Origin of the sequence: Cohnella ginsengisoli, assembly GCF_029525555.1 — a bacterium.
In the GTDB taxonomy this organism is placed as follows: Bacteria; Bacillota; Bacilli; order Paenibacillales; family Paenibacillaceae; genus Cohnella; species Cohnella ginsengisoli.
On sequence record NZ_JAPDHZ010000006.1, the window covers coordinates 69,811 to 88,878 of the forward strand.

Annotated in this window: 23 protein-coding genes and 1 pseudogene; 22 read left to right on the forward strand and 2 right to left on the reverse strand. The window is 52.7% G+C overall.

Features of this window, described 5'->3' with window-relative positions:
* The first annotated feature begins 51 nt into the window (after positions 1-51).
* From OMP38_RS26730 to OMP38_RS26785, 12 genes and pseudogenes are all read left to right on the forward strand, one after another.
* Positions 52-744, forward strand: a complete 693-nt coding sequence (locus OMP38_RS26730; protein ID WP_277567794.1) for an MFS transporter — start codon at positions 52-54, stop codon at positions 742-744.
* On the forward strand, positions 741-1,265 hold the full coding sequence (locus OMP38_RS26735) for an MFS transporter (protein WP_277567795.1): 525 nt from the start codon (positions 741-743) through the stop codon (positions 1,263-1,265). Before OMP38_RS26730 ends, OMP38_RS26735 begins: the two co-directional genes overlap by 4 nt.
* A 167-nt stretch (positions 1,266-1,432) precedes the next feature.
* Positions 1,433-2,290 carry a sulfurtransferase gene (locus OMP38_RS26740; protein ID WP_277567796.1) on the forward strand — a complete coding sequence of 286 codons (858 nt, stop codon included), beginning with the start codon at positions 1,433-1,435 and terminating at the stop codon, positions 2,288-2,290.
* Between the two features lie 338 nt (positions 2,291-2,628).
* Positions 2,629-3,690 carry an AlbA family DNA-binding domain-containing protein gene (locus tag OMP38_RS26745; RefSeq protein ID WP_277567797.1) on the forward strand — a complete coding sequence of 354 codons (1,062 nt, stop codon included), beginning with the start codon at positions 2,629-2,631 and terminating at the stop codon, positions 3,688-3,690.
* A 233-nt stretch (positions 3,691-3,923) separates the two neighbouring features.
* On the forward strand, positions 3,924-4,919 hold the full coding sequence (locus tag OMP38_RS26750; protein WP_277567798.1) for a tetratricopeptide repeat protein: 996 nt from the start codon (positions 3,924-3,926) through the stop codon (positions 4,917-4,919).
* A 458-nt stretch (positions 4,920-5,377) separates the two neighbouring features.
* Complete coding sequence (locus OMP38_RS26755) at positions 5,378-5,701, forward strand: DUF5343 domain-containing protein (RefSeq protein ID WP_277567799.1); 324 nt, start codon at positions 5,378-5,380, stop codon at positions 5,699-5,701.
* A gap of 70 nt (positions 5,702-5,771) precedes the next feature.
* Positions 5,772-6,171, forward strand: a pseudogene (locus OMP38_RS26760) (SRPBCC family protein).
* 131 nt (positions 6,172-6,302) lie between these two features.
* Positions 6,303-7,784: a DHA2 family efflux MFS transporter permease subunit gene (locus OMP38_RS26765; protein WP_277567800.1), complete on the forward strand. Its 1,482-nt coding sequence runs from the start codon at positions 6,303-6,305 to the stop codon at positions 7,782-7,784.
* Between the two features lie 964 nt (positions 7,785-8,748).
* Complete coding sequence (locus OMP38_RS26770; RefSeq protein ID WP_277567801.1) at positions 8,749-9,552, forward strand: stalk domain-containing protein; 804 nt, start codon at positions 8,749-8,751, stop codon at positions 9,550-9,552.
* A complete protein-coding gene (locus tag OMP38_RS26775) occupies positions 9,527-10,258 on the forward strand; it encodes a hypothetical protein (protein WP_277567802.1) in 732 nt (243 codons plus the stop codon). The genes OMP38_RS26770 and OMP38_RS26775 overlap by 26 nt, the downstream gene beginning before the upstream one ends.
* Before the next feature lie 258 nt (positions 10,259-10,516).
* Positions 10,517-10,810, forward strand: coding sequence for a MerR family transcriptional regulator (locus tag OMP38_RS26780; RefSeq protein ID WP_277567803.1), 294 nt, complete (start codon positions 10,517-10,519; stop codon positions 10,808-10,810).
* Between the two features lie 121 nt (positions 10,811-10,931).
* Positions 10,932-11,198: a hypothetical protein gene (locus OMP38_RS26785; protein ID WP_277567804.1), complete on the forward strand. Its 267-nt coding sequence runs from the start codon at positions 10,932-10,934 to the stop codon at positions 11,196-11,198.
* A 24-nt stretch (positions 11,199-11,222) separates the two neighbouring features.
* Here OMP38_RS26785 and OMP38_RS26790 read toward each other — a convergent pair whose 3' ends face one another.
* Positions 11,223-11,552: a hypothetical protein gene (locus OMP38_RS26790; RefSeq protein ID WP_277567805.1), complete on the reverse strand. Its 330-nt coding sequence runs from the start codon at positions 11,550-11,552 to the stop codon at positions 11,223-11,225.
* Between the two features lie 386 nt (positions 11,553-11,938).
* On the opposite strand from OMP38_RS26790, the gene OMP38_RS26795 reads away from it, so the two are divergent.
* Together OMP38_RS26795 and OMP38_RS26800 are read left to right on the forward strand one after the other, a co-directional pair.
* Positions 11,939-12,463 carry a staygreen family protein gene (locus tag OMP38_RS26795; protein ID WP_277567806.1) on the forward strand — a complete coding sequence of 175 codons (525 nt, stop codon included), beginning with the start codon at positions 11,939-11,941 and terminating at the stop codon, positions 12,461-12,463.
* A gap of 106 nt (positions 12,464-12,569) precedes the next feature.
* Positions 12,570-13,655, forward strand: a complete 1,086-nt coding sequence (locus tag OMP38_RS26800) for an AI-2E family transporter (protein ID WP_277567807.1) — start codon at positions 12,570-12,572, stop codon at positions 13,653-13,655.
* A 99-nt stretch (positions 13,656-13,754) separates the two neighbouring features.
* On the opposite strand, the gene OMP38_RS26805 is transcribed toward OMP38_RS26800, so the two are convergent.
* The gene (locus OMP38_RS26805) at positions 13,755-14,048 is read right to left on the reverse strand and encodes a hypothetical protein (protein WP_277567808.1); all 294 of its coding nucleotides are present in this window, start codon (positions 14,046-14,048) and stop codon (positions 13,755-13,757) included.
* 551 nt (positions 14,049-14,599) lie between these two features.
* On the opposite strand from OMP38_RS26805, the gene OMP38_RS26810 reads away from it, so the two are divergent.
* The 8 genes from OMP38_RS26810 (at position 14,600) to OMP38_RS26845 (ending at position 19,063) form a co-directional block, all read left to right on the forward strand.
* Positions 14,600-15,223 (forward strand): hypothetical protein, encoded by a 624-nt coding sequence (locus tag OMP38_RS26810; RefSeq protein ID WP_277567809.1) that lies wholly within the window; start codon positions 14,600-14,602, stop codon positions 15,221-15,223.
* A 50-nt stretch (positions 15,224-15,273) separates the two neighbouring features.
* Positions 15,274-15,960, forward strand: coding sequence for a hypothetical protein (locus OMP38_RS26815; protein WP_277567810.1), 687 nt, complete (start codon positions 15,274-15,276; stop codon positions 15,958-15,960).
* Positions 15,961-16,129: 169 nt separating this feature from the next.
* Positions 16,130-16,711 (forward strand): helix-turn-helix domain-containing protein, encoded by a 582-nt coding sequence (locus OMP38_RS26820; RefSeq protein ID WP_277567811.1) that lies wholly within the window; start codon positions 16,130-16,132, stop codon positions 16,709-16,711.
* Positions 16,704-17,414: a YhfC family glutamic-type intramembrane protease gene (locus OMP38_RS26825; RefSeq protein WP_277567812.1), complete on the forward strand. Its 711-nt coding sequence runs from the start codon at positions 16,704-16,706 to the stop codon at positions 17,412-17,414. The genes OMP38_RS26820 and OMP38_RS26825 overlap by 8 nt, the downstream gene beginning before the upstream one ends.
* 33 nt (positions 17,415-17,447) lie before the next feature.
* Positions 17,448-17,636, forward strand: coding sequence for a PLD nuclease N-terminal domain-containing protein (locus OMP38_RS26830; RefSeq protein ID WP_277567813.1), 189 nt, complete (start codon positions 17,448-17,450; stop codon positions 17,634-17,636).
* The gene (locus tag OMP38_RS26835; RefSeq protein WP_277567814.1) at positions 17,636-18,544 is read left to right on the forward strand and encodes an ABC transporter ATP-binding protein; all 909 of its coding nucleotides are present in this window, start codon (positions 17,636-17,638) and stop codon (positions 18,542-18,544) included. The genes OMP38_RS26830 and OMP38_RS26835 overlap by 1 nt, the downstream gene beginning before the upstream one ends.
* Positions 18,541-18,768, forward strand: a complete 228-nt coding sequence (locus OMP38_RS26840; protein WP_277567815.1) for a hypothetical protein — start codon at positions 18,541-18,543, stop codon at positions 18,766-18,768. The genes OMP38_RS26835 and OMP38_RS26840 overlap by 4 nt, the downstream gene beginning before the upstream one ends.
* Positions 18,755-19,063, forward strand: coding sequence for a hypothetical protein (locus OMP38_RS26845; protein ID WP_277567816.1), 309 nt, complete (start codon positions 18,755-18,757; stop codon positions 19,061-19,063). The genes OMP38_RS26840 and OMP38_RS26845 overlap by 14 nt, the downstream gene beginning before the upstream one ends.
* Positions 19,064-19,068 lie beyond the last annotated feature (5 nt).

Sequence of the window (19,068 nt, forward strand, 5' to 3'; positions counted from 1 at the left end):
GCTCGACGGAAAGGATCCGCCTGACGGCGGGTCGGAAGGAGTTCGCTTTTCATGATTCGGCTTATTTGGTTAGGATGTCTGGCTTATCTGACGGTCGGTCTCGGCCAGCTCGTGGTCGGCGCGGTGATGGAGCCGATGGTCGGCGCATACGGCGTGCAATACGGAGACGGCGGTCAGCTCGTCATGAATCAATTTCTCGGCGGCCTCGCGGGGACGCTCCTCGCGCCATGGCTGATGCGGATGCTGGGCAGGCGCGCGCTGCTGCTCGGCGCGATGACGCTGATGGCCGCGGCCGAGATCGTATATGCGCTGGCGCCGCCCTGGGGCGCGATGCTCGTCCTGGGGCCGGTCGCCGGCTTTGGATTCGGCGTTACGGAAACGGTCGTCGGCTCGTTCATCATCGGCTCCGCGGGCGAGCGGGGAAACGTGGCGATGAGCCGAGTGGAGGTATCGTTCGGCGTCGGCGCGCTGTTGATGCCGTTCGTCGGCGCGCTCCTGATCGATATCGACCGGTGGCGGCTCGCGTTTGGCGTCGTCGGCGTGTTGGCCGTGATCACCGTCGTTCTGTGGGCGTCGCTGTGGCCGACGATTCTGAACGCCGCGCCGGTCGGCGCCACGCAGGTTGATGCGCATAGCAAAAAAGGACGGGCGTCCGTACGCCTTCCGCTGCTCGGCACGGGGCCTGCGCGCTGGGTGCTCCTCGCCTGCGCCGTTTTCTTTTCCTCTACGTCGGCTTCGAGATGAGCTACGCCCACTACCTGCCGACGCTGCTCGTGCAGGAGGGCGGCATCACGGAAGCGACCGCGGCGCTGGCGCTCGGCGTGTATTGGGGCGCCATGACGATCGGCCGGCTGTACGCGGGGCACCTGGCCGACCGGATCGGCAGCACGTCTTATCTGCTGTCGATGTGCGGGATCGCGGCGTTCGCCTTTATCTTGATGGGCTTCTTCGGCAGCGCGGCGCCGATGTTCGCGCTGGCGGCGGTCGCCGGTCTCGCGATGAGCGGCATGTTCGCGATCGCGCTCGTCTTCGCGAACCGATACGCGCCGGGCATGGCGGAGCGCACGACGAGCCTGCTCATCGCGTGCGGTCTGTTTGGCGGCGCCGTGCTGCCGAAGCTCGTCGGCTGGAGCCTGGACGCGCTGGGCGGCGACGAGACGCGGTGGCTGCTGGCCGGCTTCGCGCTGCTGCTCCTCGCGGTCGCGGCCGCCGCGTCGGCGGCGAGCCGCAAGGCAGCCCGCGCGGCGGCGCGGCTCGCGGCTTAGGCTGCGCTGGGTCGCTGCCGTTGCTTGCGTGTATGGATTCTGGCGCCGCATGATCGGGCTTTCCGTGTGCGCGTTCGGCCGGCATGCTCAGCAGGCCGCTCTTCCGGCAGCGATGCCCGATCCGGTATAATGCCTGTATACCCCTATCGGAAAGAAGGCGTTGTTCCTTGAATCATATCGTATCGCTCAAATGGCTGCTGGCCCGTCTCTACGAATCGGATCTCGTCATCGTCGACTGCCGCTTCCAGATGGGCAAAGGCCAGGAGAATGCGGGACGCGAGGCTTATGAAGCGTCCCACATCCCGGGCGCCGTCTATCTCGATCTGGAAAAGGATCTGTCCGCCCAGGTCGAACCCGACGGTCACGGCGGACGCCACCCGCTGCCAGACGCCGCGCAGCTCACCGGCACATTCAGCCGCGCCGGCATCGGCAACGCGTCGCGCGTCGTTGCCTACGACGATCAGGGCGGCGCCATGGCTTCGCGGCTGTGGTGGCTGCTGAAGTATCTGGGACACGACCAAGTCTACGTGCTGGACCAAGGCTTCACGGCCTGGCGCGAGGCCGGCTATCCGGTGAACGCCGAGCAGCAGGTGCGCATCCCGGCGCCGTATCTGGCCGAGGTGCAGCACAGCATGCTCGCCGAAGTCGACGACGTGCGCGAGCTGCTGGACACGGACCAAGCGACGCTCATCGACTCGCGAGAGCCCGCGCGCTACCGCGGCGAAGTCGAGCCGCTCGACAAGGCGGCCGGGCATATCCCGGGCGCGATCAACCGCTTCTGGAAGGACGCGCTGAACGAGCAGGGCGGCTGGCGCGACGAGGCCGCGCAGGCTGCGCGCTTCGAGGGACTGGCCAAGGACGCGCCGCTCATCGTCTATTGCGGCTCGGGCGTTACAGCTACGCCTAACGTGCTGGCGTTGCAGGAGGCGGGCTACACGAACGTGAGGTTGTATGCTGGGAGTTGGAGCGATTGGATTAGTTATGAGGGGAATGCTTTGGCTACAGGGTATGAAGAGAAGGCGTAGATCCAAATAATAGCATGTTGCCTTAATTACAGAGCATGGTGAAATGGCCGCTATTGCTCTGTATTTTTTTATATGGTCGAGGTCAACACGGAGTCAACAGATGTTCTTGACAAATGCTTGATTAGGCTAATTTGTACCCACGCTACCAAACCTATGATAAGTAGATAGTCTAAAATAGTACTCGAGTAAATCTGTAGGTGTTAACTTATAATGGTATTCAACACAAAGTCAACATACACACTCAAAGACACTTCCGCTAAATTTTGAACCTTCAATTAGGTAGAAAGTAGGTCCTAAATTATTGTATAGTGGGAATATCATGGTAAGGGGGAAGACTATTGGAGTCTATACGGCAGGCAATTAGAAGTGGGAGAATTGATGATGAATTGGCATCAGAACTCTCTACTAAAGGTTACGAAAGTGAGCTTTGGGACTTCAAAGAGAACATTAATCTTACTGATGCAATCTCTAAAGCAGAGCTTGTAAGGGATTGCGCTGCTTTCCATAACACTGAGGGTGGATATCTACTCATTGGTGTAAAGGATAAAACATGGGAAGTAACAGGTGTAAGTGAAGACGTATTACGTTCGTTTGATCAAGGGAACATCAATAATATCATCCATTCATATCTTGGAGAAAGGTTTGGTGTAGCTTATAGAATATGTAGAATTCAAAATAACAAACCGGTGGGTCTCATTTATATACCACCAAGAATAGGTCGCCCCGTTATCATGCAAAAAAACGGTCCTCAAGTAGAAAGAGATCTACTATTTAGACAGGGTGATCTTTACATTCGTTCTAGTGATTCAACAAAGAGGGTTACAAATGACACACAGTTTGAAACCTTGTGGAATAGAGAATCATTTCCTGTATCTATGATTGACTCAATAGGTTGGAATGTTGTTGAGTTCGGGTTCCGTTTGCCTCCAAAACCAGAACCACTTGTTGGTCGATTAGGTCATAAGCAGAAGGTATTAGATAGTCTTGACTCAAAAAATCGATGGTGGATTACCTCTATTGAAGGTTTAGGTGGTGTGGGGAAAACAGCACTTGCCTCAGAAATAGTTTGGGAACTATACAGAAGTAATAAATTCGAATCAATTATATCTGTAACGGCCAAAACTAGAGAATTAGCCTCAAGTAAGATAGTGGCTTTAAAACCAGAGCTTGTTGGAATTGATTCTATAGTTGACGCTATTTTAGAGACAAATGGATTTCACAATGAACTACAAAGTCCATTATCCGATCGTGTTGAGATTGCAAAACAAATTCTTGAGATGACCGAGTCACTAATATTCCTGGATAATCTCGAGACTGTTGATGATGTTAGAGTGTTCGAATTCTTAAAAAAATTTACCACAACCAACAAGAGCGCTGGTCACATCAAGACGACAACCTGAAACGGGCGAAGATCGTATAAAGTTAGACGGTTTAAAGAGAGAGGATTCCAGTGAATTAATAGACAAACTAATAATTGAAAGCTCGTTAGGATTTGAAGTTTCAGAATCAGATCGTGACAGGATTGTTGTAATTTCCGGAGGCCTACCTTTAGCAATAATTTGGCTTGTAGGGCAAATTAGGCTTAAGGGATCTTTAGACTTTTTTACAACTTATTAATGGTGACATACCTGAGGTGCCTGATCAGATCCTTGAGTTTAGTTTTAGAAATATGTTTAATCTACTTTCAGCTGACCAAAAGACGATTCTGAAGTTATCAGCTTTGGCCTCTCAAGAAGCACTAAGTTTAGAACATTATATGCATCTAACTGATTGGAATAGAGATAGGACAAGTGATGCAATTAATGGCTTAGTGCAAAGTTCATTTTTTATTAGAAATGAATCTGATAAAGGTACTACGTTTTCGGTGCTTCCTATTACAGCCTCATTTGCGTATCAAGAATTAATTGAAATGGGTGAATATGCAAATGAAGCTCGAGCAAAGCTACGAGAAATGCAATACAGACAAAGAGACGCTAACACAATCGTTGATTACCTTCAAAGTCTGCTTCAGGGAAAAAATGAAGCAGAGCAACTGGCTGTTGGGTTAGCTAAAGCTGCCTCTGAAGAATATACGATGGGTAATTATGAAAAGGGACGACAGTATTTTGACCAAGCTGAAAGTTACTATGATAAAAGTCCATATTTGTATTATACAAGGGCTACTTCCGAGTTAAACGCAGGTAACTCTGCTCAAGCGTACGTTTATTTTGAAAGGGCAGTTCGACTTATTGATAAACCAACCACTAAAGATTCAGTGGTTTGGAAAATGTGGGGACAGGCATTAAAACAAGAGGGAAACTGGGGTGTTGCAATCGAAAAATTAGCTATTGCACTTTCATTGAATGAAAAAGATCCTTATGCACTTCACATGATGGCATTTTGCCAAAGTAAACTTGGACAATATTCACCAGCAGATAAATCTTATAATAAAGCCCTGGAAGTAATAGGGAAAAGCAATCCGAGACAAAGAAAATTAACACTTACGGGAATGGCACAAAACCTTTGTCAGTGGGGAAGAGACCTAGATAGGGCATTAGAATTAACATATGAAATGGAAAAGCTACCAGGGTCAAACAAACGTGTACTAGGTTTGAGAGCGGAAATAATAAGGAGAAAAGGAGAAAGTTAAAGCTAGACAAATTTATACAAGTAACAAAGTAAATATCTTAACTGGAGCGATTGGATTTCGTATGGCGGTAATCCGGTAGCTGTTGGAGATGAAGAGAAACCGAGAGACGAATAACAGTATGTTGGTTTTGGATACAGAGCATGGTGTTACCTACCCCGTCGCTCTGTATTTTTACGCTTGAAGTCAACACGAAGTCAACAATTGGCGTCAGAATGACCGAACACAAATGTACGCTCTTACTTCTTGTTTTATAACATGTTTAACGTTCTAATACTCAAATTTGCATTGTTGGTAAGTCAACAAAGAATCAACAAATAAATTGAAACTAGACCGTACATAAATTATTGCATAGACGGTGTCTTTATGACTAGGATCTTGGTCAATTAAAATATCCACAACATGAAATGTTTGATATGTAATTGGTAACATTATAAATAAATGGGCAAGGAGTAGGATTAATGTCGAATTGCTTGCCATATGTGTCTAATCCGGGGACCTTAAGAGCAATTCTTGAGCGTATTAAAGTTGCCTCATTGCCAGAACGGTTTACGGGGGATTTTGTTGAAACTAAATTGCGGATGAAAGGCGGCACTGCAAGAGCCTCTGTGCCCTTTTTTGAAGAAAATGGGCTTGTAACATGGGGCATTCCCACTATCGAAGTCAGAGACAACCAAGTGTTCCACGTGCAGAACTTCATTAATGCCAAATCATTTCCCCGATTGGGACTTCCCCGAGCAAATCCGGCGATGAATTTTGAAATTGGCATTCGTCTATATAGGTGAGAAGCAATAATAACGATAAAAAAGGAGAGGTGTCTATCCCAATGGAACGACGAACCCCAAGAAAGTAACGGTGCAAGCCGTCATTCAAGTCCCGGTAGATAAAGTGTGGAAATAGTGGACCGAGCCGGATCACATCGCGAAATGGAATCAAGCATCGGAGGGTTGGCACTCGCCGAGGGCAGAGAACGATCTTCGGGCGGGCGGCAAGTTCACGACAAGAATGGAAGCGAAAGACTGCAGCATGAGATTCGATTTTGGCGGCCTCTATGATGAAGTGAAGCTGCACGAAGAAGATTTCTTACACGATGCATGACGGTAGAAGGGTGGAGATTACCTTCGTCGATCAAGGCAGCGCAACGGAGGTCATTGAAACTTTCGACGCGGAGAGCACTCACCCTGTTGAATTTCAGCAGGCGGGCTGGCAAGCGATCATGAACAATTTCAAGCAATATGCCGAACAATCGGAGTAATCCTGCGAGGCGTCCAAGTGGGCGCCCGATTTTTTGAGAAGATCAGTCTTGAGGCGGGTTACAACTTGAGACAATTGCCTTACTCTATAATTTGTTCCACCGCTATTAATCAGTAGAAATGAGGAGAAAAGTTGTCTAACCATTCGAATGCAGGCGCTGTCGCAGGGGAAGCGCCGTTCTCGATTAAAGCCATAATCGGGCCGCTTATGGCGATCGTCGTCGGGATGATCATGGTCATACTCGACAGCACGGTAATGAACATCGCAATGCCAACCTTGATCAAGGATTTCGGATCCAGCGTCAACACGATGCAATGGTCGATTACGGCTTATACGCTGGCGCTTTCCGCGGTCATTCCGTTGGCCGGCTGGCTGACCGATCGATTCGGCGCCAAGCAAATTTTTCTGATTACGATTTTCTTATTCACGGCAGGCTCCCTGCTCTGTTCCTTCGCCACGACGCCCGAGGAACTGATTGTCTATCGGATTCTCCAGGGAATCGGCGGAGGCATGGTGCAGCCCATCGGAATGGCGATTATTTTCAAGCTCGCTCCTCCTAACAAACAAGGCGCGGTCATGGGAATGCTCGGCATCCCGATGATGCTCGGACCCGCGCTCGGCCCGGTACTGGGCGGATATTTGCTGGAATACGCGACTTGGCACTGGATCTTCCTCATCAATCTGCCGATCGGAATTATCGCGATCTTGGTAGGTCTCCGATACTTGCCGAGGGTGGAGCGCAAAACCGTACCGGCACTCGATACTTGGGGGATGCTCCTTGCCCCGATCGCATTCGCTGCGTTATCTTACGCGGTAAGCGAAGGCGGCAAGGACTGGGGTTCGATGAATACAATCGTCAGCCTGAGCGTGGGCATCGTCGCTTTGTTATTATTCGTTATCGTTGAATTTCGCCATAAACAACCGTTGTTGGAGCTTCGGGTGTTCAAGTCCTATGACTTCTCGATCGGCATCGTCGCTTCTTGGTTATCGACCATGGCCTTGTTCGGGTCATTCTTGTTCGTGCCGATGTACATGCAGCAGGTCTTTGGTTACGAGCCGCTGAAAACCGGGTTGATGATCTTGCCGCAGGTGGCGATGACGGGACTCTTCATGCCGATCGGCGGCAAGCTGTTCGACAAATTCGGTGCCCGCGGCGTAACCGTGGTCGGAATCGCTTTTGTCGCGGCAGGCTTGTTCTATTTGTCCCAAATTCAAGCGGACTCGGGAGCCGGATTCGTGATCACGGCGACGATGCTGATGGGTGTAGGCATGGGTCTCTCCATGATGCCGGTTAATACGCACATCCTGAAAGTCGCGCCTCGCCGGCTCGTCGGCCGGGTTACGCCTCTTACGTCGGCCGCCCAGCAAGTCGTGGTTTCGTTCGCGGTTGCGGGATTGGCGAGTTACCTGGGTACGCGAACAGCGGATCATATGGCCGAGAACAAAGGCGATATACCTTTATCGCTCGTCTCCGCTTTCGGAGATACGTTCTTCATCGCCGGATGCATCGCGGTTGCCGGCGCCGTGTTGGCCCTTCTGCTTCGGAAGCCGAAAGTCACGGAAGAGGGCGGCGCGGAGGATCAAGTCAATGCTCCCGTCATGATGGGGCATTAAGGAATAACGCATGCAGACATCACCGTGAGCTCATAGCTTCGGTGATGTTTTTTTGTCCGGAAATGCGCCGCGTTCACTTTTTACTAATAAGTATCCGTTTTTAGCGTTGTCCAAAATGCATTTTGCTAAAGAGCTTCTCTTATTGTCATTTAACGCTCGCTGTTACCGTGTCACAATAAGTAAGCGGCGACTACTAGGCCACTACTTAGGCGACGACTTATTGGTTTGGCCACGCCGAATGTGTTGGCGCTCGAGGAAGCTGGCTTCCGCAATGTGAAGCTGGGGCGATTGGATTAGTTATTAGGGGAATCCGGTAGCGACGGGAGCCGAAGAAGAATCGAAAAACATATAGCAGTTCGAAAATGCGGAATAATACATCGCCAGTGGTTTGTACACCCTAGCGGTGTTTTTTTGCTCCAAGGTCAACACGGAGTCAACAAACAATTGGAGAAATTGTTTCCAAAGGACTTCAGTGAGTTTTGGCGCATACTTTTTTTGAATGTTCACTGCCTTTGCTTATCAAACGTTCATATACCTGGAGTCAACGTATTGAATATAATTTGAACAAATCAACGAAGAGTCAACCAAATTCAGATTCCGCAAATAACCAACAAAATCTTGACTGGTCCTAATTTCCTAGCATTATAAATTTTCTGTACAAATCATGTGCCAACTTCCTTGATGGAAATTTACTCCGGAAATTTGATCGTCGGAGAATCATCGAGAAGGCCTCGTTCAAATGGCTTTACCACACATTTATACTGATTTTCAAATTCAAATATTGCGCTTTATGAAAAAGAGCCGGCTATCTTTTCGACAGCCTGCTCTTTTTGCTTTTTTAGGCACTTGCCGTAACTTAATGACATTGATTCTTCGGGGTCTCTTTTTTATTGCTCCGCACCAGTTATGCTGGTAAGATTGGGAAGATTTCATACCAATTTCCTTGCTCGTTGGAGGCTGACCTATGCACGCCGGTAACCGGTTCGTACGCTCGCTTATGCTGACTTTGATCACCGCTTTTCTGCTCCTGCCTTTGGACGCCTTCGCCGCTGGTACCCAACAAGCCCCATCCGCTTCATCTCCACTGCGTCTGATGCTAAACGGAAAGCTCTCTAAAGCGGTCCCGATTCTCTTGGACAAGACCCCTTATGTACCGCTTGAACCAGCCGTTTTCGCCGTCCTCGGTTATAAGCTCACCCAAAGTGGAAGCCTCTATCGATTCACTTCCGCCGCGGTTAGCGGCGAATTCGGCTCAGATAAGGCGGCCATCATCAATAACGAGCCGGTTACGTTACCCGAGGCGGCTATCCCTTATAAAGGAAAGCGCTATGCGCCCCTTCGTCTGCTATCGAGCCTGTTTGGCCTTGAGGCCGTCTATCGGCCGAAGACCGGCACGATTGAACTGAAATCGACCGCGGGCAGACAAGCCCTGCTTTTCGGCTACATCACCCGCCAGGATGGAACGCCGGTGAAGAAAGGGATGCTCAGTATGACCACCTGGTCTCCAGCGCTAAAATCGAACGTAGAGGTGTCAGCCACCGTCACAGAGGGCTTTTTCCGGGTCGTTCTGCAACCAAATACAGTCTACCAGCCATTCTCGGTCTTCGATTTTGGATTCACCAACTTCATTCTTCACGGTGTCGATCCCATTACGCTTCAAGCAGGGGGAGACGCGATTTCTTCGCATGGGCGCACCCAAACCGAACTTGTTGGTCCACTTGCAGTATCCGGACGGGACGCCGGTGAAGAAAGCCACAATCTTCGATGAAGGCCATGACCCGATCCAGATCCTGAACGGAGCAGGCGGCGCTACGGTCCATTCCGATATCAAACAAATTTTGTTCACCAACGTGACTATCCAGGACCAGAAGGATACGGATTGGGATCTGTTCGACCTCTATCAGGTGCCGGAGAATGGGACCGGAGAAATTACGCTTACCCTTAAAAGGCCGAATGTGATCATCGATCTGAAAGACAGCAAAGGCAGGCCGCTGACCAGCTCCCTGGAGGTGCTCGGGAAAGACGCCTCCGGCTGGGAGCAGTCGTATCGGATCGATCCAATCAACGGCAAGTATAACTGCTACCTCCCGGATGGAAGCTATCAGCTGTATGCTTATTATCACTACCCTATTCGCCAGTACTATTACTTGAACAAGAGGTTCACCGTGGCGAACGGCGTTTCGGATCTCTCCTTCTCTTGGCAGATGCCCGACCCGAACATTAGCGGAACCGTCGCCTTCAATGACGGCGCGAACGTCGGGAGCGGTTATATCAGCTTCTCCAATAGCAGTTCGACCGACCTGTCTGCATGGGTAAATGATGACGGTACGTTCCAGATTTATCTCCCCGATGGGAACTATAGAGCAGCCTATCAGCCGACCGGAGAAATCGGCGGACAATGTTGGGCGGATGAAGCGTTTGTGGTTAGGAACGGCAAGGCGGAGGCAGATACGGACCTGATTTTCTTTCATTAAACGAAAAAGGACCTTGGCGGCTTGTAATTGATGCCTGAAGTCAACACGATCTGGAAGAGGATGTTATCGTCAGCTGCCAACCGGGGCGGGCGACCGTTTACGATGTACGCTTAGTAACGAGCAGCACGAACGATTTGAATACATCGTCAGGGGCTTACCCCCTATGGCGATGTATTTTTATGTCTCTTAGGGTAATTAATCGCTTGACCCGGTACCATAGTCCGGGGTTTATCATACATGAAGGGAGGATGCAGCGCGATGGACAGATTCACGATCGGTCAAGTGGCCCAAGCGGCGAACATCAATCCGGAAACCGTCAAATATTACGAAAAGCGCGGGCTGCTGCCAAAGCCGGCCAGAAGCAAGTCAGGATATCGGTTGTACTCCAACTCCGCCGTCGAGGATATCCAGTTGATCAAGAAAGCGCAAGATATTGGGTTTATGTTGAATGATATCAAGCGGCTTCTGGCGTTGGTCAAGCAGGAGAGCTACTTTCCAGTGGAGGAGATGCAGGCGTACGCGGTTACTAAATCGCGGAAATCAACGAAATGATCGACCGTTTGGCGAGCTTCAAATTACTGTTGGAGCAGGCGGTCGAGCGTCCTGCGCATTCCGATCCTTCTCTCAAACCCGGTTGCCCCGTGTTACAAAGATTAAAAAAAGGATGATGCACATGGGTAAAACAATCGAGATTTTTAAAGACGGCAGCCCGCAATCGGATGCACTCGAAGCTCAAGTCAGAGCGTTGGCTTGCCCGCGATGCTCCATTCTCGTTTACGACACGGGAAGCCCGGATTTAGAAGCAAAAATGCAGGCCAAAGCGGCCGAATATGGAATTGAATCCTTGCCTGCGGTTACTTTGGATGGTAAAGCGGTGACGCCGGAACAGCTCAATAAGGGGAATGTAGCGCAAGTCGTACGAAGCCTGTTCCACAAATAACAAGCTTGCGAACGCCTCAGACCGTCATTGACGTCTCGCGGTCCCCGTAAGCAGCGCGCCGAGCGTCGCTCCGTACAATGTATGAGCGGCCATCCAGCATAGGAACGCGAACCCGTCGGTCAGGATGGGCGTGCGGTCAGATAGGGCGGAAGTCGGGTACAGGCAGAGTCCGACGGCGAGCCCGACGCAGGTCGCATAACGCGTCATGCGCGCTGGCTCTACGTCCGTGCGGTGCATCCACCAAGACAAGCAGAGACCAAGCGCGACGGAGATCGTCAGATGAATACCAAACTCTACCCACTCGGGAAGGGAGATTCGGTTGACGAAAGGCACGTAATCCACGTTCAGCAGCAACGTATAGACGGGCTTCGCGGTCGCCCCCCTCGACGAGCTTTAAGACGAGACCGAGCACGACGCCGGATACAGCGCCTGCAAATATCGTTTTCGCGATTGGTCTGGCTATGGCGAATCACCTCTGTATCGTCATGAACGGTGAAGCGTTATACAGGTCTACGATCGTGAGCATACGCGTCCTCGCTGATATAAAAAGTTCAAACTTGACCTAGACGAAGTGTAGCATAGTAACTTAAAAGTTGTGTAGCTCTGGAGATCAAGGGATGTGCGCCCGCGACTGGGAGCGTCAGAATTCCATGCAGCCATAGCCAGCTTTGTCCTGCGCATACATCTACAACGAAGTGCCGGGACACACCTCCGAATATTCGTGCATAGGATTCAGGAGCATGGAACGGATGGGAGCGGGAAAAATGCGCGACTTCGACCCCAATAAGCTATTCGTGCAGTACAGAAGCGGTATGTGTCCTGCGACTCCTGTCGTTCCCAGAAGGTATACGCTCACCCACTCTGATGCGACCGGAGATTTATTTTTAACCGTCGGCGCTCTTTATGCCTGGGATCGAATCAATGTCATGCGAGATGAGGTGTTGAGCGAATGGAGGCGGGAGGGAGCCTGCGTACGTAACGTCTCGTGCGTCTACCTGGATAACGGCGAAATCGGGGAAGAAGCGGCGGCACGACGGAACGAAGTATTTAGACGCGAACTGCCCCTGGCCCTCGCCGCCATCCGGTATGGAGACCGGTTTTTATTCGACCGATGCCCAAGACTCGATGCAGCACCGATCATCGTCCGATTCCAGTCCGCCTATCCCCGGTATGCCAGACAGGAATATTGGGGCACGTTCAATGATTATATGACGGACGATATCGGGGGAGGTCGTATGCCGGAGCGATTGAACCGCTCACAGTGAGAAGCCAACAGGGAGCCGACAGTCGTCCTCAGACAATGTTTACATCGTGCCATCTCGTTTCTGTTCGTTCCTCCGGCGGGTAATAGAGCCAAAAGGAGGAGCTGCCATGCTGCATGCGAGGTTTTTTCGAATCATTATCAGCGTTATTTTCGTGCTGCTGGCGATCTTTCTTCTCTTCCTTGATCGCTTCATGTTCGCGCCGATCGTTCGGATGTTCGAAATTTTGATTCTGCCGATCTCGCTGTCCGGCTTTCTCTATTACCTCCTCCGCCCGATCGTCGGCTTTCTACATAACCGGGGGATGAAGCGTTGGCTTGCCGTCACGCTGCTTTATCTGGTGTTCGCTGGTTTAATCGCCTTGTTCATCTGGCTGGTGTGGCCGTCGTTGCGCGATCAGACGAACAACTTTATCAACAATGCGCCCAAAGTCGTGGAGGACCTGAGCGATCAGGTTCAGGATAAGACGGATAACGGGAGCGTGGTCTCCACGGTCCTGCCGGAGTCGTTCGATTTGGAAACTCGGATGTCGGAGTATGCCCAGAAGGCTGGCGCCTGGGTTTCTACGTATCTGACGAACATCATCTCCGTCGTTTCCCGTGCTGTCGTGTTGATCGGGGTCGTGCCGGTCATTCTCTTCTTTATGCTCAAGGACGGGCGCAAGCTTGAGGATTCCCTTCTGTATCTTGTGCCGCGCAAATACAAGGCCGAAGGCCGTGCCGCGCTGTCTGAGATTGACGAAGCGCTCGGTTCGTTCATCGTGAGCCGTGTCGTGCTGAACATCATTCTCGGCGTTCTTATGTATATCGGCTTCCTGATCATCGGGCTTCCGTATGCGCTGATGCTTGTGCTAGTCGCCGTCGTGCTGAACTTTATTCCGTACATCGGGGCCATTCTATCGGCTGTTCCGGTTCTCGTTGTCGCTTTTATGCAATCTCCCATGATGGCGCTCTGGTCGCTGCTCATTATTCTGGCTGCGCAGCAGATTCAGGACCATATTCTGACGCCGATCATCTTCGGGCGGACGATGGCGATTCATCCCGTGACCATCATCGTGCTCCTGCTGCTTGGCGGCGATCTCGCCGGCGTGCTGGGCATGCTGCTGAGCATCCCGTTCTATATTGTCGTTAAAATTTTGTTTACGCATATTTACAAACTGTTCTTCCAGGAGAAGGTGGAAGAGATTGTAGAATAGCGGCGATCAAAGATGCAGGATGTCATCCGCCTTAACGCCAAAAGCCCTCCGCCTGAACGGCAGAGGGCCGAGTTCCGAGATGGGGCGCGACGCTGCGAGCTACAGCTTCGCCTTGATATCCTTCAGGTACTTGATGACGAGGGCGACAGCCCCTATATAATAAGCCGTATTGACGATCCAACCCGTCTCGTCCATCGAAGCGATGCCCGCCAGCATGAAGAGCGGCAGCACATAGAAGACGATTTCCCTCAAGTAGACGAGAACTGCATCATTCGCGCTACCAAGCTTGTTGCCTTGGAGCGACTGGAAGAATCCGACCAGGAAGTCGACCGCCATCGAGCCTAGAACAACCCATAGGGCGACCTCCATCCAATGCGTCAGTGAACCAATCATCCCGAATCATCCTTTCCTGCTTAGCGTAAAGTTCCACCAACAGGATATTCTTGAGCGGACAGGCGTGTGCGGGCGCGGTTGAAAACAGGCTTATGAGAGCGTCGGAGACGAAGCAGGACTGAAAGACGCACAAAGCGTCTTCCCAATAAACAAGCCGACATGCAGCCCAAGGGCTTTGGCGGCTTATTTTATATGCTCGAAGTCAGCAACAGCTTGCAGCGCCTTGTTAATAAAGGCAATATCAACAGAATATAAATAATAAACGCATACCATAAATCAACAGGGATTTACCAATTAAAATCGAATATTGTAATATCTAGAGGACTTTACTCATAGCAGGTTGGCCGCTAGTCTTCGATTAATGTGCAAAGGTGATACGTTTGGATCAAAAGCCTTCCACCTCCCAGAGAAAAAAACGCAAAATCGGCCTCCATTGGATCATTGCTTTCATTTTTCTTCTCATTCCTGTATCGGTCTGTGTTTATTACTACATTCCACAATACAATCGCTATACGGCTCTAGGAGAGATTGTCTCTGTACGGGAGATCGGCGTGCAGGGCAGCGTTCAATTCGTGTATGTACGGGAAGGCGTCACGCGCAACTTGTACGAGAAGCAAGCAGTCAGCAAGGCGCTGCCTGACGCCCGGTTCTATCCGGCCGATTCCTCTGCCCTCGATGACCTGGCTGACACGGAATCCGTCGGCGAGGAAGCGCGCAACGAAACGATCGAGCATGCGATTGATTCGACAATAGACCTGTCGGACGTTCCGGCCACGGAAGAGGAGAAGGACGCGGAGCTGTCTCGGCTAATTAAGGCTACATCGCGTTATTACGGCGATTCGATCGGGTTGATGCTCGGCATCGGGTTAGTGGAAGAGAAGGAGCATCTGGATTTCTCGCAGAACGGCGAATGGACGGTTGCCGGTACCGGTACGCTCGAAGCGGACGAATTAGTCGGTTCGGTCGGCGCAATTCGGGACAAGCTGCGGACGGCTGAACAATCCGGAGCCGACATTTTCCTGGTTCCCAAGGATAAAGACACGTTCTTGTACGAAGGGCTGAGCAACGAGGAAGAGGCGCAGCAGGTGGCACAAGAGTTGCATTTGCATCTACAAGTCGTGCCGGTGGCCAGCCTGTCGGAGGCGATCGCCTACTTGAAAAGTAAAGCACATTGACCCGCGATCAAAGGAGCAACCGCTGAATGGAACAGAAATTAAAATCGGAAATGCTGTCGAACCTGCTGAAAATTTTGCTGTGGGTACTCGTCGCGCTAGGCGCCGCGAGCTTTCTGGCCATTGTCATTTTCTGGATCGACGTTGACGTATTTATCGAACATGTTTATCCGCTTGCCGGCATCATCCTAGACATCTCAAGCGCCTATCTTTACTACATTGATGTGGTCATTTATCTGATCTGGATCTATCGGGTTCACATGGACCTGAACCGGCTGTATCCCCATTATCCCCGTACGCCGGGCGGGGCTCTGTCATGCATTATGGTGCCGGTGTACAGCCTTTACGGCGTTCCCTCGGTCTACTTGACGATCGGCACGCACTTTCAGACGGAAGCGTCCAAACTAAAGAAGGAAGGACGCTGGGTCAGCGGACTGGCCGTACCGCTGTTAATCCTCCTGATCTGCGCGAACATTCTGAACCAAAGCGTAAAGAGAATGGAGGAACCAAGCACTGCCTTGCTTTTCTCCACAACGCTTGCAAATTTGATTTTGTATGTCGTTTTTCTCATGCTGTGTCTCAAAATATCTCAAGGGCTCCGTAGCGTGAATGACAGCAGAAACGAGAATTTGCACGCTTCGCAAGACGCAGTCCCGACTGAACAGGCCGACGAAGGAGCGCAGCCGGTTGGCTGGACTGCGTCCATCGAAAATCCGAATGCGACAACGAGGGAAGCGTAACAGCTTAATTGACGTATGCACCGCCATGTCGGCCAGTGGCTCTGGCGGTGCTTTAGTGTCTTTAAATCCGGAGTCGAGCGACAAATCCGTATGGAAGGCGATTGACAAGGTTACGTATCCGTATTATTATCATTATCAATAATGATAATAATGAATCGGAGGAATTCGAATGCCGGAGTCCAAGGCGGATCTCATCCTTCATCCGATACGCATGCGAATCATACAATCGCTGATCGGCGGCGTTCAGCGGACGACGCAGCAGATCGCGGAGCTGCTGACGGATATCCCGCAGGCGACGCTGTACCGTCACTTGAACAAGCTGCGCCAAGCCCAGCTGATCGAGATCGTCGATCAGCATCAGGTGCGCGGCACGATGGAGAAGGTATACCGGCTGGCCGAGCACGGCGCGGATGTGCCGGCCGACGATCTGAAGACGATGACGCCCGGACAGCACATGGAGCTGTTCATGAAGTTCATCGCGACGCTGATCGGCGAGTACGGCCGGTACCTGCAGCAGGAGAACTTCGATCTGGTTCGTGACGGGGTATCGATGCGCCAGGTCGAGCTATATCTAACGGACGAAGAGTACATGCAGCTGCTCGCGGATATGCGTGCGCCGCTGCTGCGGCACTCCCTTAACGAACCCTTGGAGGGGCGGAGGAGAAGGAACATCGCCACCATCGTCATCCCGGGAGCAAATATGAGTGCAGCGCCAGCCAATCGGACAAAGGAGCAGGATGATCATGAATAACGTTCAACAGGCGGTAACCGGAAGCGACACCCAGCAGCAATTCGAGTTCGCCGTGCGTCGTGCAAAATGGATTCTTCCTCTTTACATCGTCGTGCCCGCGCTATTCGCGCTCGGATTTTACGCAGGCGGAGTCGATATGGATTGGAAGGCTTTCGGCCTGGGTGCGCTGGGATGGTTCGTCGCGCTCCTGCTGCGAGGACCGGTGAGCGCGCTGGCGATGAAGATGCCTAGGGAGAAGGGGACCGCGATCGTCACGGGCTCGTCCGGCGTCCTTGAGGAAGGCGTCCGCGTCGCCATGCTGCTGCTCACGAGCACGGCATACGGCTGGGCGGTCTCGTTCGGGCAAGGCTGGGCGGCCGTCGAGGTGCTGTTTGTCATGGTGAACGTCATCGCCCTGGCGGCGCTCGCGCCGAAGACGGACGAGAAGTCGATGCAAGCCAAGGAGATGTTGAAGCAGCAGGGACAGCTCAGCGCGGGTCCGATCTGGGGCGTGATCGAGCGGGTGTTCGCGAGCGCGTTTCATATCGGCTGCACGCTGCTGGTGGCTAAATATCCATGGTCGGCGGCCGCCCTCATCCCGCTTCACAGCTTCGTCAATCTGGCTGCGGTCAAGTACGCCAGGATCTCGATCTATAAGGTCGAGCTGCTGATGGCCATCGCGGGCACCGTCATGCTGGCCGTCGGCATCGCGGTATCGGTCTGAACAAGTCAAGCTGCCAATCGGAGGGATACATATATGGACAAGACCATGCAAATCGTGCTGCCAATTCTCCTTATCCAACTCATTCTGATGATCGTCGCGCTGGTCGATGTCGCGAAGATCGAACGGACGAGAGGGCCGAAGTGGATGTGGGTGCTGCTCATTCTGTTCGCGAGCATGCTCGGCTCGGTCTCCTACTTCATCTTCGGAAGGAGAAACGACTAGTGCCGCTGCTCGAGGCTGACAAACTCACCAAAAACTATGGAGGCGGCAAGCCCGCCGTGAACGAATTGTCGATGAAGATTCCGGAAGGCCGATGCACGGCGCTGCTCGGTCCCAACGGTGCGGGCAAGACGACGACGCTGCGGATGCTGGCGGGCCTGCTCGCGCCTACCTCCGGCAGCATCGCGTTCAAGGCGCGGGAGGGTGTCGACATCCGTGAGTCAGTCGGGTACCTGCCTCAATATCCAGCCTTTCCGAACTGGATGAGCGGCAAGGAGTTCCTGACGTATGCAGGCAGGCTGGCGTATCAGTCCAAGCGAGTGGCGGCCGAGCGGGCCCGCGAGCTTCTGGAGCGCGTCGGACTCGCGGAGGCGGCAGGCCGGCGCATCGGCGGATATTCCGGCGGGATGAAGCAGCGACTTGGCATCGCGCAGGCGATCGTTCATCGTCCGCAGCTGCTCATGCTGGACGAGCCGGTCTCGGCGCTCGATCCGATCGGGCGCCGAGAAGTGATGTCGCTTCTGGCCGAGCTGAAGAAGGAGACGACGATCCTATTCTCCACGCACGTCCTGCACGATGCGGAGGCCGTCTGCGACGACGTGATCATCATCAGGGAAGGCAGGCTGGCGCTGGCCGGCGAGCTGCGCGCGGTGATGCGGGCGCACAGCCGGCCCGTCATCACGCTGCAGCTCGCGGAAGGACATGAAGCGTGGTTGCTGCAGTTAGCCGGACGGCCCTACGTGCGGCACATCGATGTTAAGCCGAACGAGGCGCGGATCGCCGTGGACGATCTCGAAGCTGCCCGGACGGCGCTGCTGAGGGAGATCGTAGAGGCCGATGTCCCGGTCGTGCGTCTGGAAGCAGGTTCGGCGACGCTGGAGGATCTGTTCATGGAGGCGGTGAGGTCATGAGTCAATGGCTCGTTCTATACGCGAAGGAAATGCTCGGCATGCGGCGCAGCTATAAGTGGCTATGGCTGCCGCTCGTCTTTCTCCTGCTCGGCATCATGAATCCGGTGACGACGTATTACATGCCGCAGCTCCTTGAAGCGAGCGGGATTTCCGCCGAAGCGGCGGCGGCGATCCCCACTCCGACGGCGGGGGGAGGTGCTCGCCAAGTCGTTGTCCCAATATAATACGCTCGGCCTGCTCATCCTCGTCCTCGCGTTCATGGGCGTCGTCGCGGGCGAATGGCTGTCCGGCGCGGACATGATGACGTTGGTGAAGCCTGTATCCCATCTGAAGCTGGTTACCTCCAAGTGGGCGAGCCTGCTTACGCTGACCTTCGCTTCCTTCGTCTTAGGCTACGCCGGCACGTGGTATTACACGGACATTCTGATCGGCGACGTCGCCTTATCCGCCGTCGCGCAGAGTTGCCTCGTATACGCCGTCTGGCTGACGCTCGCCGTGACGATCACCCTCTTTTTTTAGCAGCC

Bases quoted from the DNA above. Each gene is read 5' to 3' on its own strand.
- OMP38_RS26770 (WP_277567801.1), top strand. From the start codon at position 8,749: ATGCACGCCGGTAACCGGTTCGTACGCTCGCTTATGCTGACTTTGATC.
- OMP38_RS26780 (WP_277567803.1), top strand. From the start codon at position 10,517: ATGGACAGATTCACGATCGGTCAAGTGGCCCAAGCGGCGAACATCAAT.
- OMP38_RS26800 (WP_277567807.1), top strand. From the start codon at position 12,570: ATGCTGCATGCGAGGTTTTTTCGAATCATTATCAGCGTTATTTTCGTG.
- OMP38_RS26795 (WP_277567806.1), top strand. From the start codon at position 11,939: ATGGAACGGATGGGAGCGGGAAAAATGCGCGACTTCGACCCCAATAAG.
- OMP38_RS26825 (WP_277567812.1), top strand. From the start codon at position 16,704: ATGAATAACGTTCAACAGGCGGTAACCGGAAGCGACACCCAGCAGCAA.
- OMP38_RS26830 (WP_277567813.1), top strand. From the start codon at position 17,448: ATGGACAAGACCATGCAAATCGTGCTGCCAATTCTCCTTATCCAACTC.
- OMP38_RS26805 (WP_277567808.1), bottom strand. From the start codon at position 14,048: ATGATTGGTTCACTGACGCATTGGATGGAGGTCGCCCTATGGGTTGTT.
- OMP38_RS26820 (WP_277567811.1), top strand. From the start codon at position 16,130: ATGCCGGAGTCCAAGGCGGATCTCATCCTTCATCCGATACGCATGCGA.
- OMP38_RS26815 (WP_277567810.1), top strand. From the start codon at position 15,274: ATGCTGTCGAACCTGCTGAAAATTTTGCTGTGGGTACTCGTCGCGCTA.
- OMP38_RS26730 (WP_277567794.1), top strand. From the start codon at position 52: ATGATTCGGCTTATTTGGTTAGGATGTCTGGCTTATCTGACGGTCGGT.
- OMP38_RS26755 (WP_277567799.1), top strand. From the start codon at position 5,378: ATGTCGAATTGCTTGCCATATGTGTCTAATCCGGGGACCTTAAGAGCA.
- OMP38_RS26785 (WP_277567804.1), top strand. From the start codon at position 10,932: ATGGGTAAAACAATCGAGATTTTTAAAGACGGCAGCCCGCAATCGGAT.
- OMP38_RS26735 (WP_277567795.1), top strand. From the start codon at position 741: ATGAGCTACGCCCACTACCTGCCGACGCTGCTCGTGCAGGAGGGCGGC.
- OMP38_RS26840 (WP_277567815.1), top strand. From the start codon at position 18,541: ATGAGTCAATGGCTCGTTCTATACGCGAAGGAAATGCTCGGCATGCGG.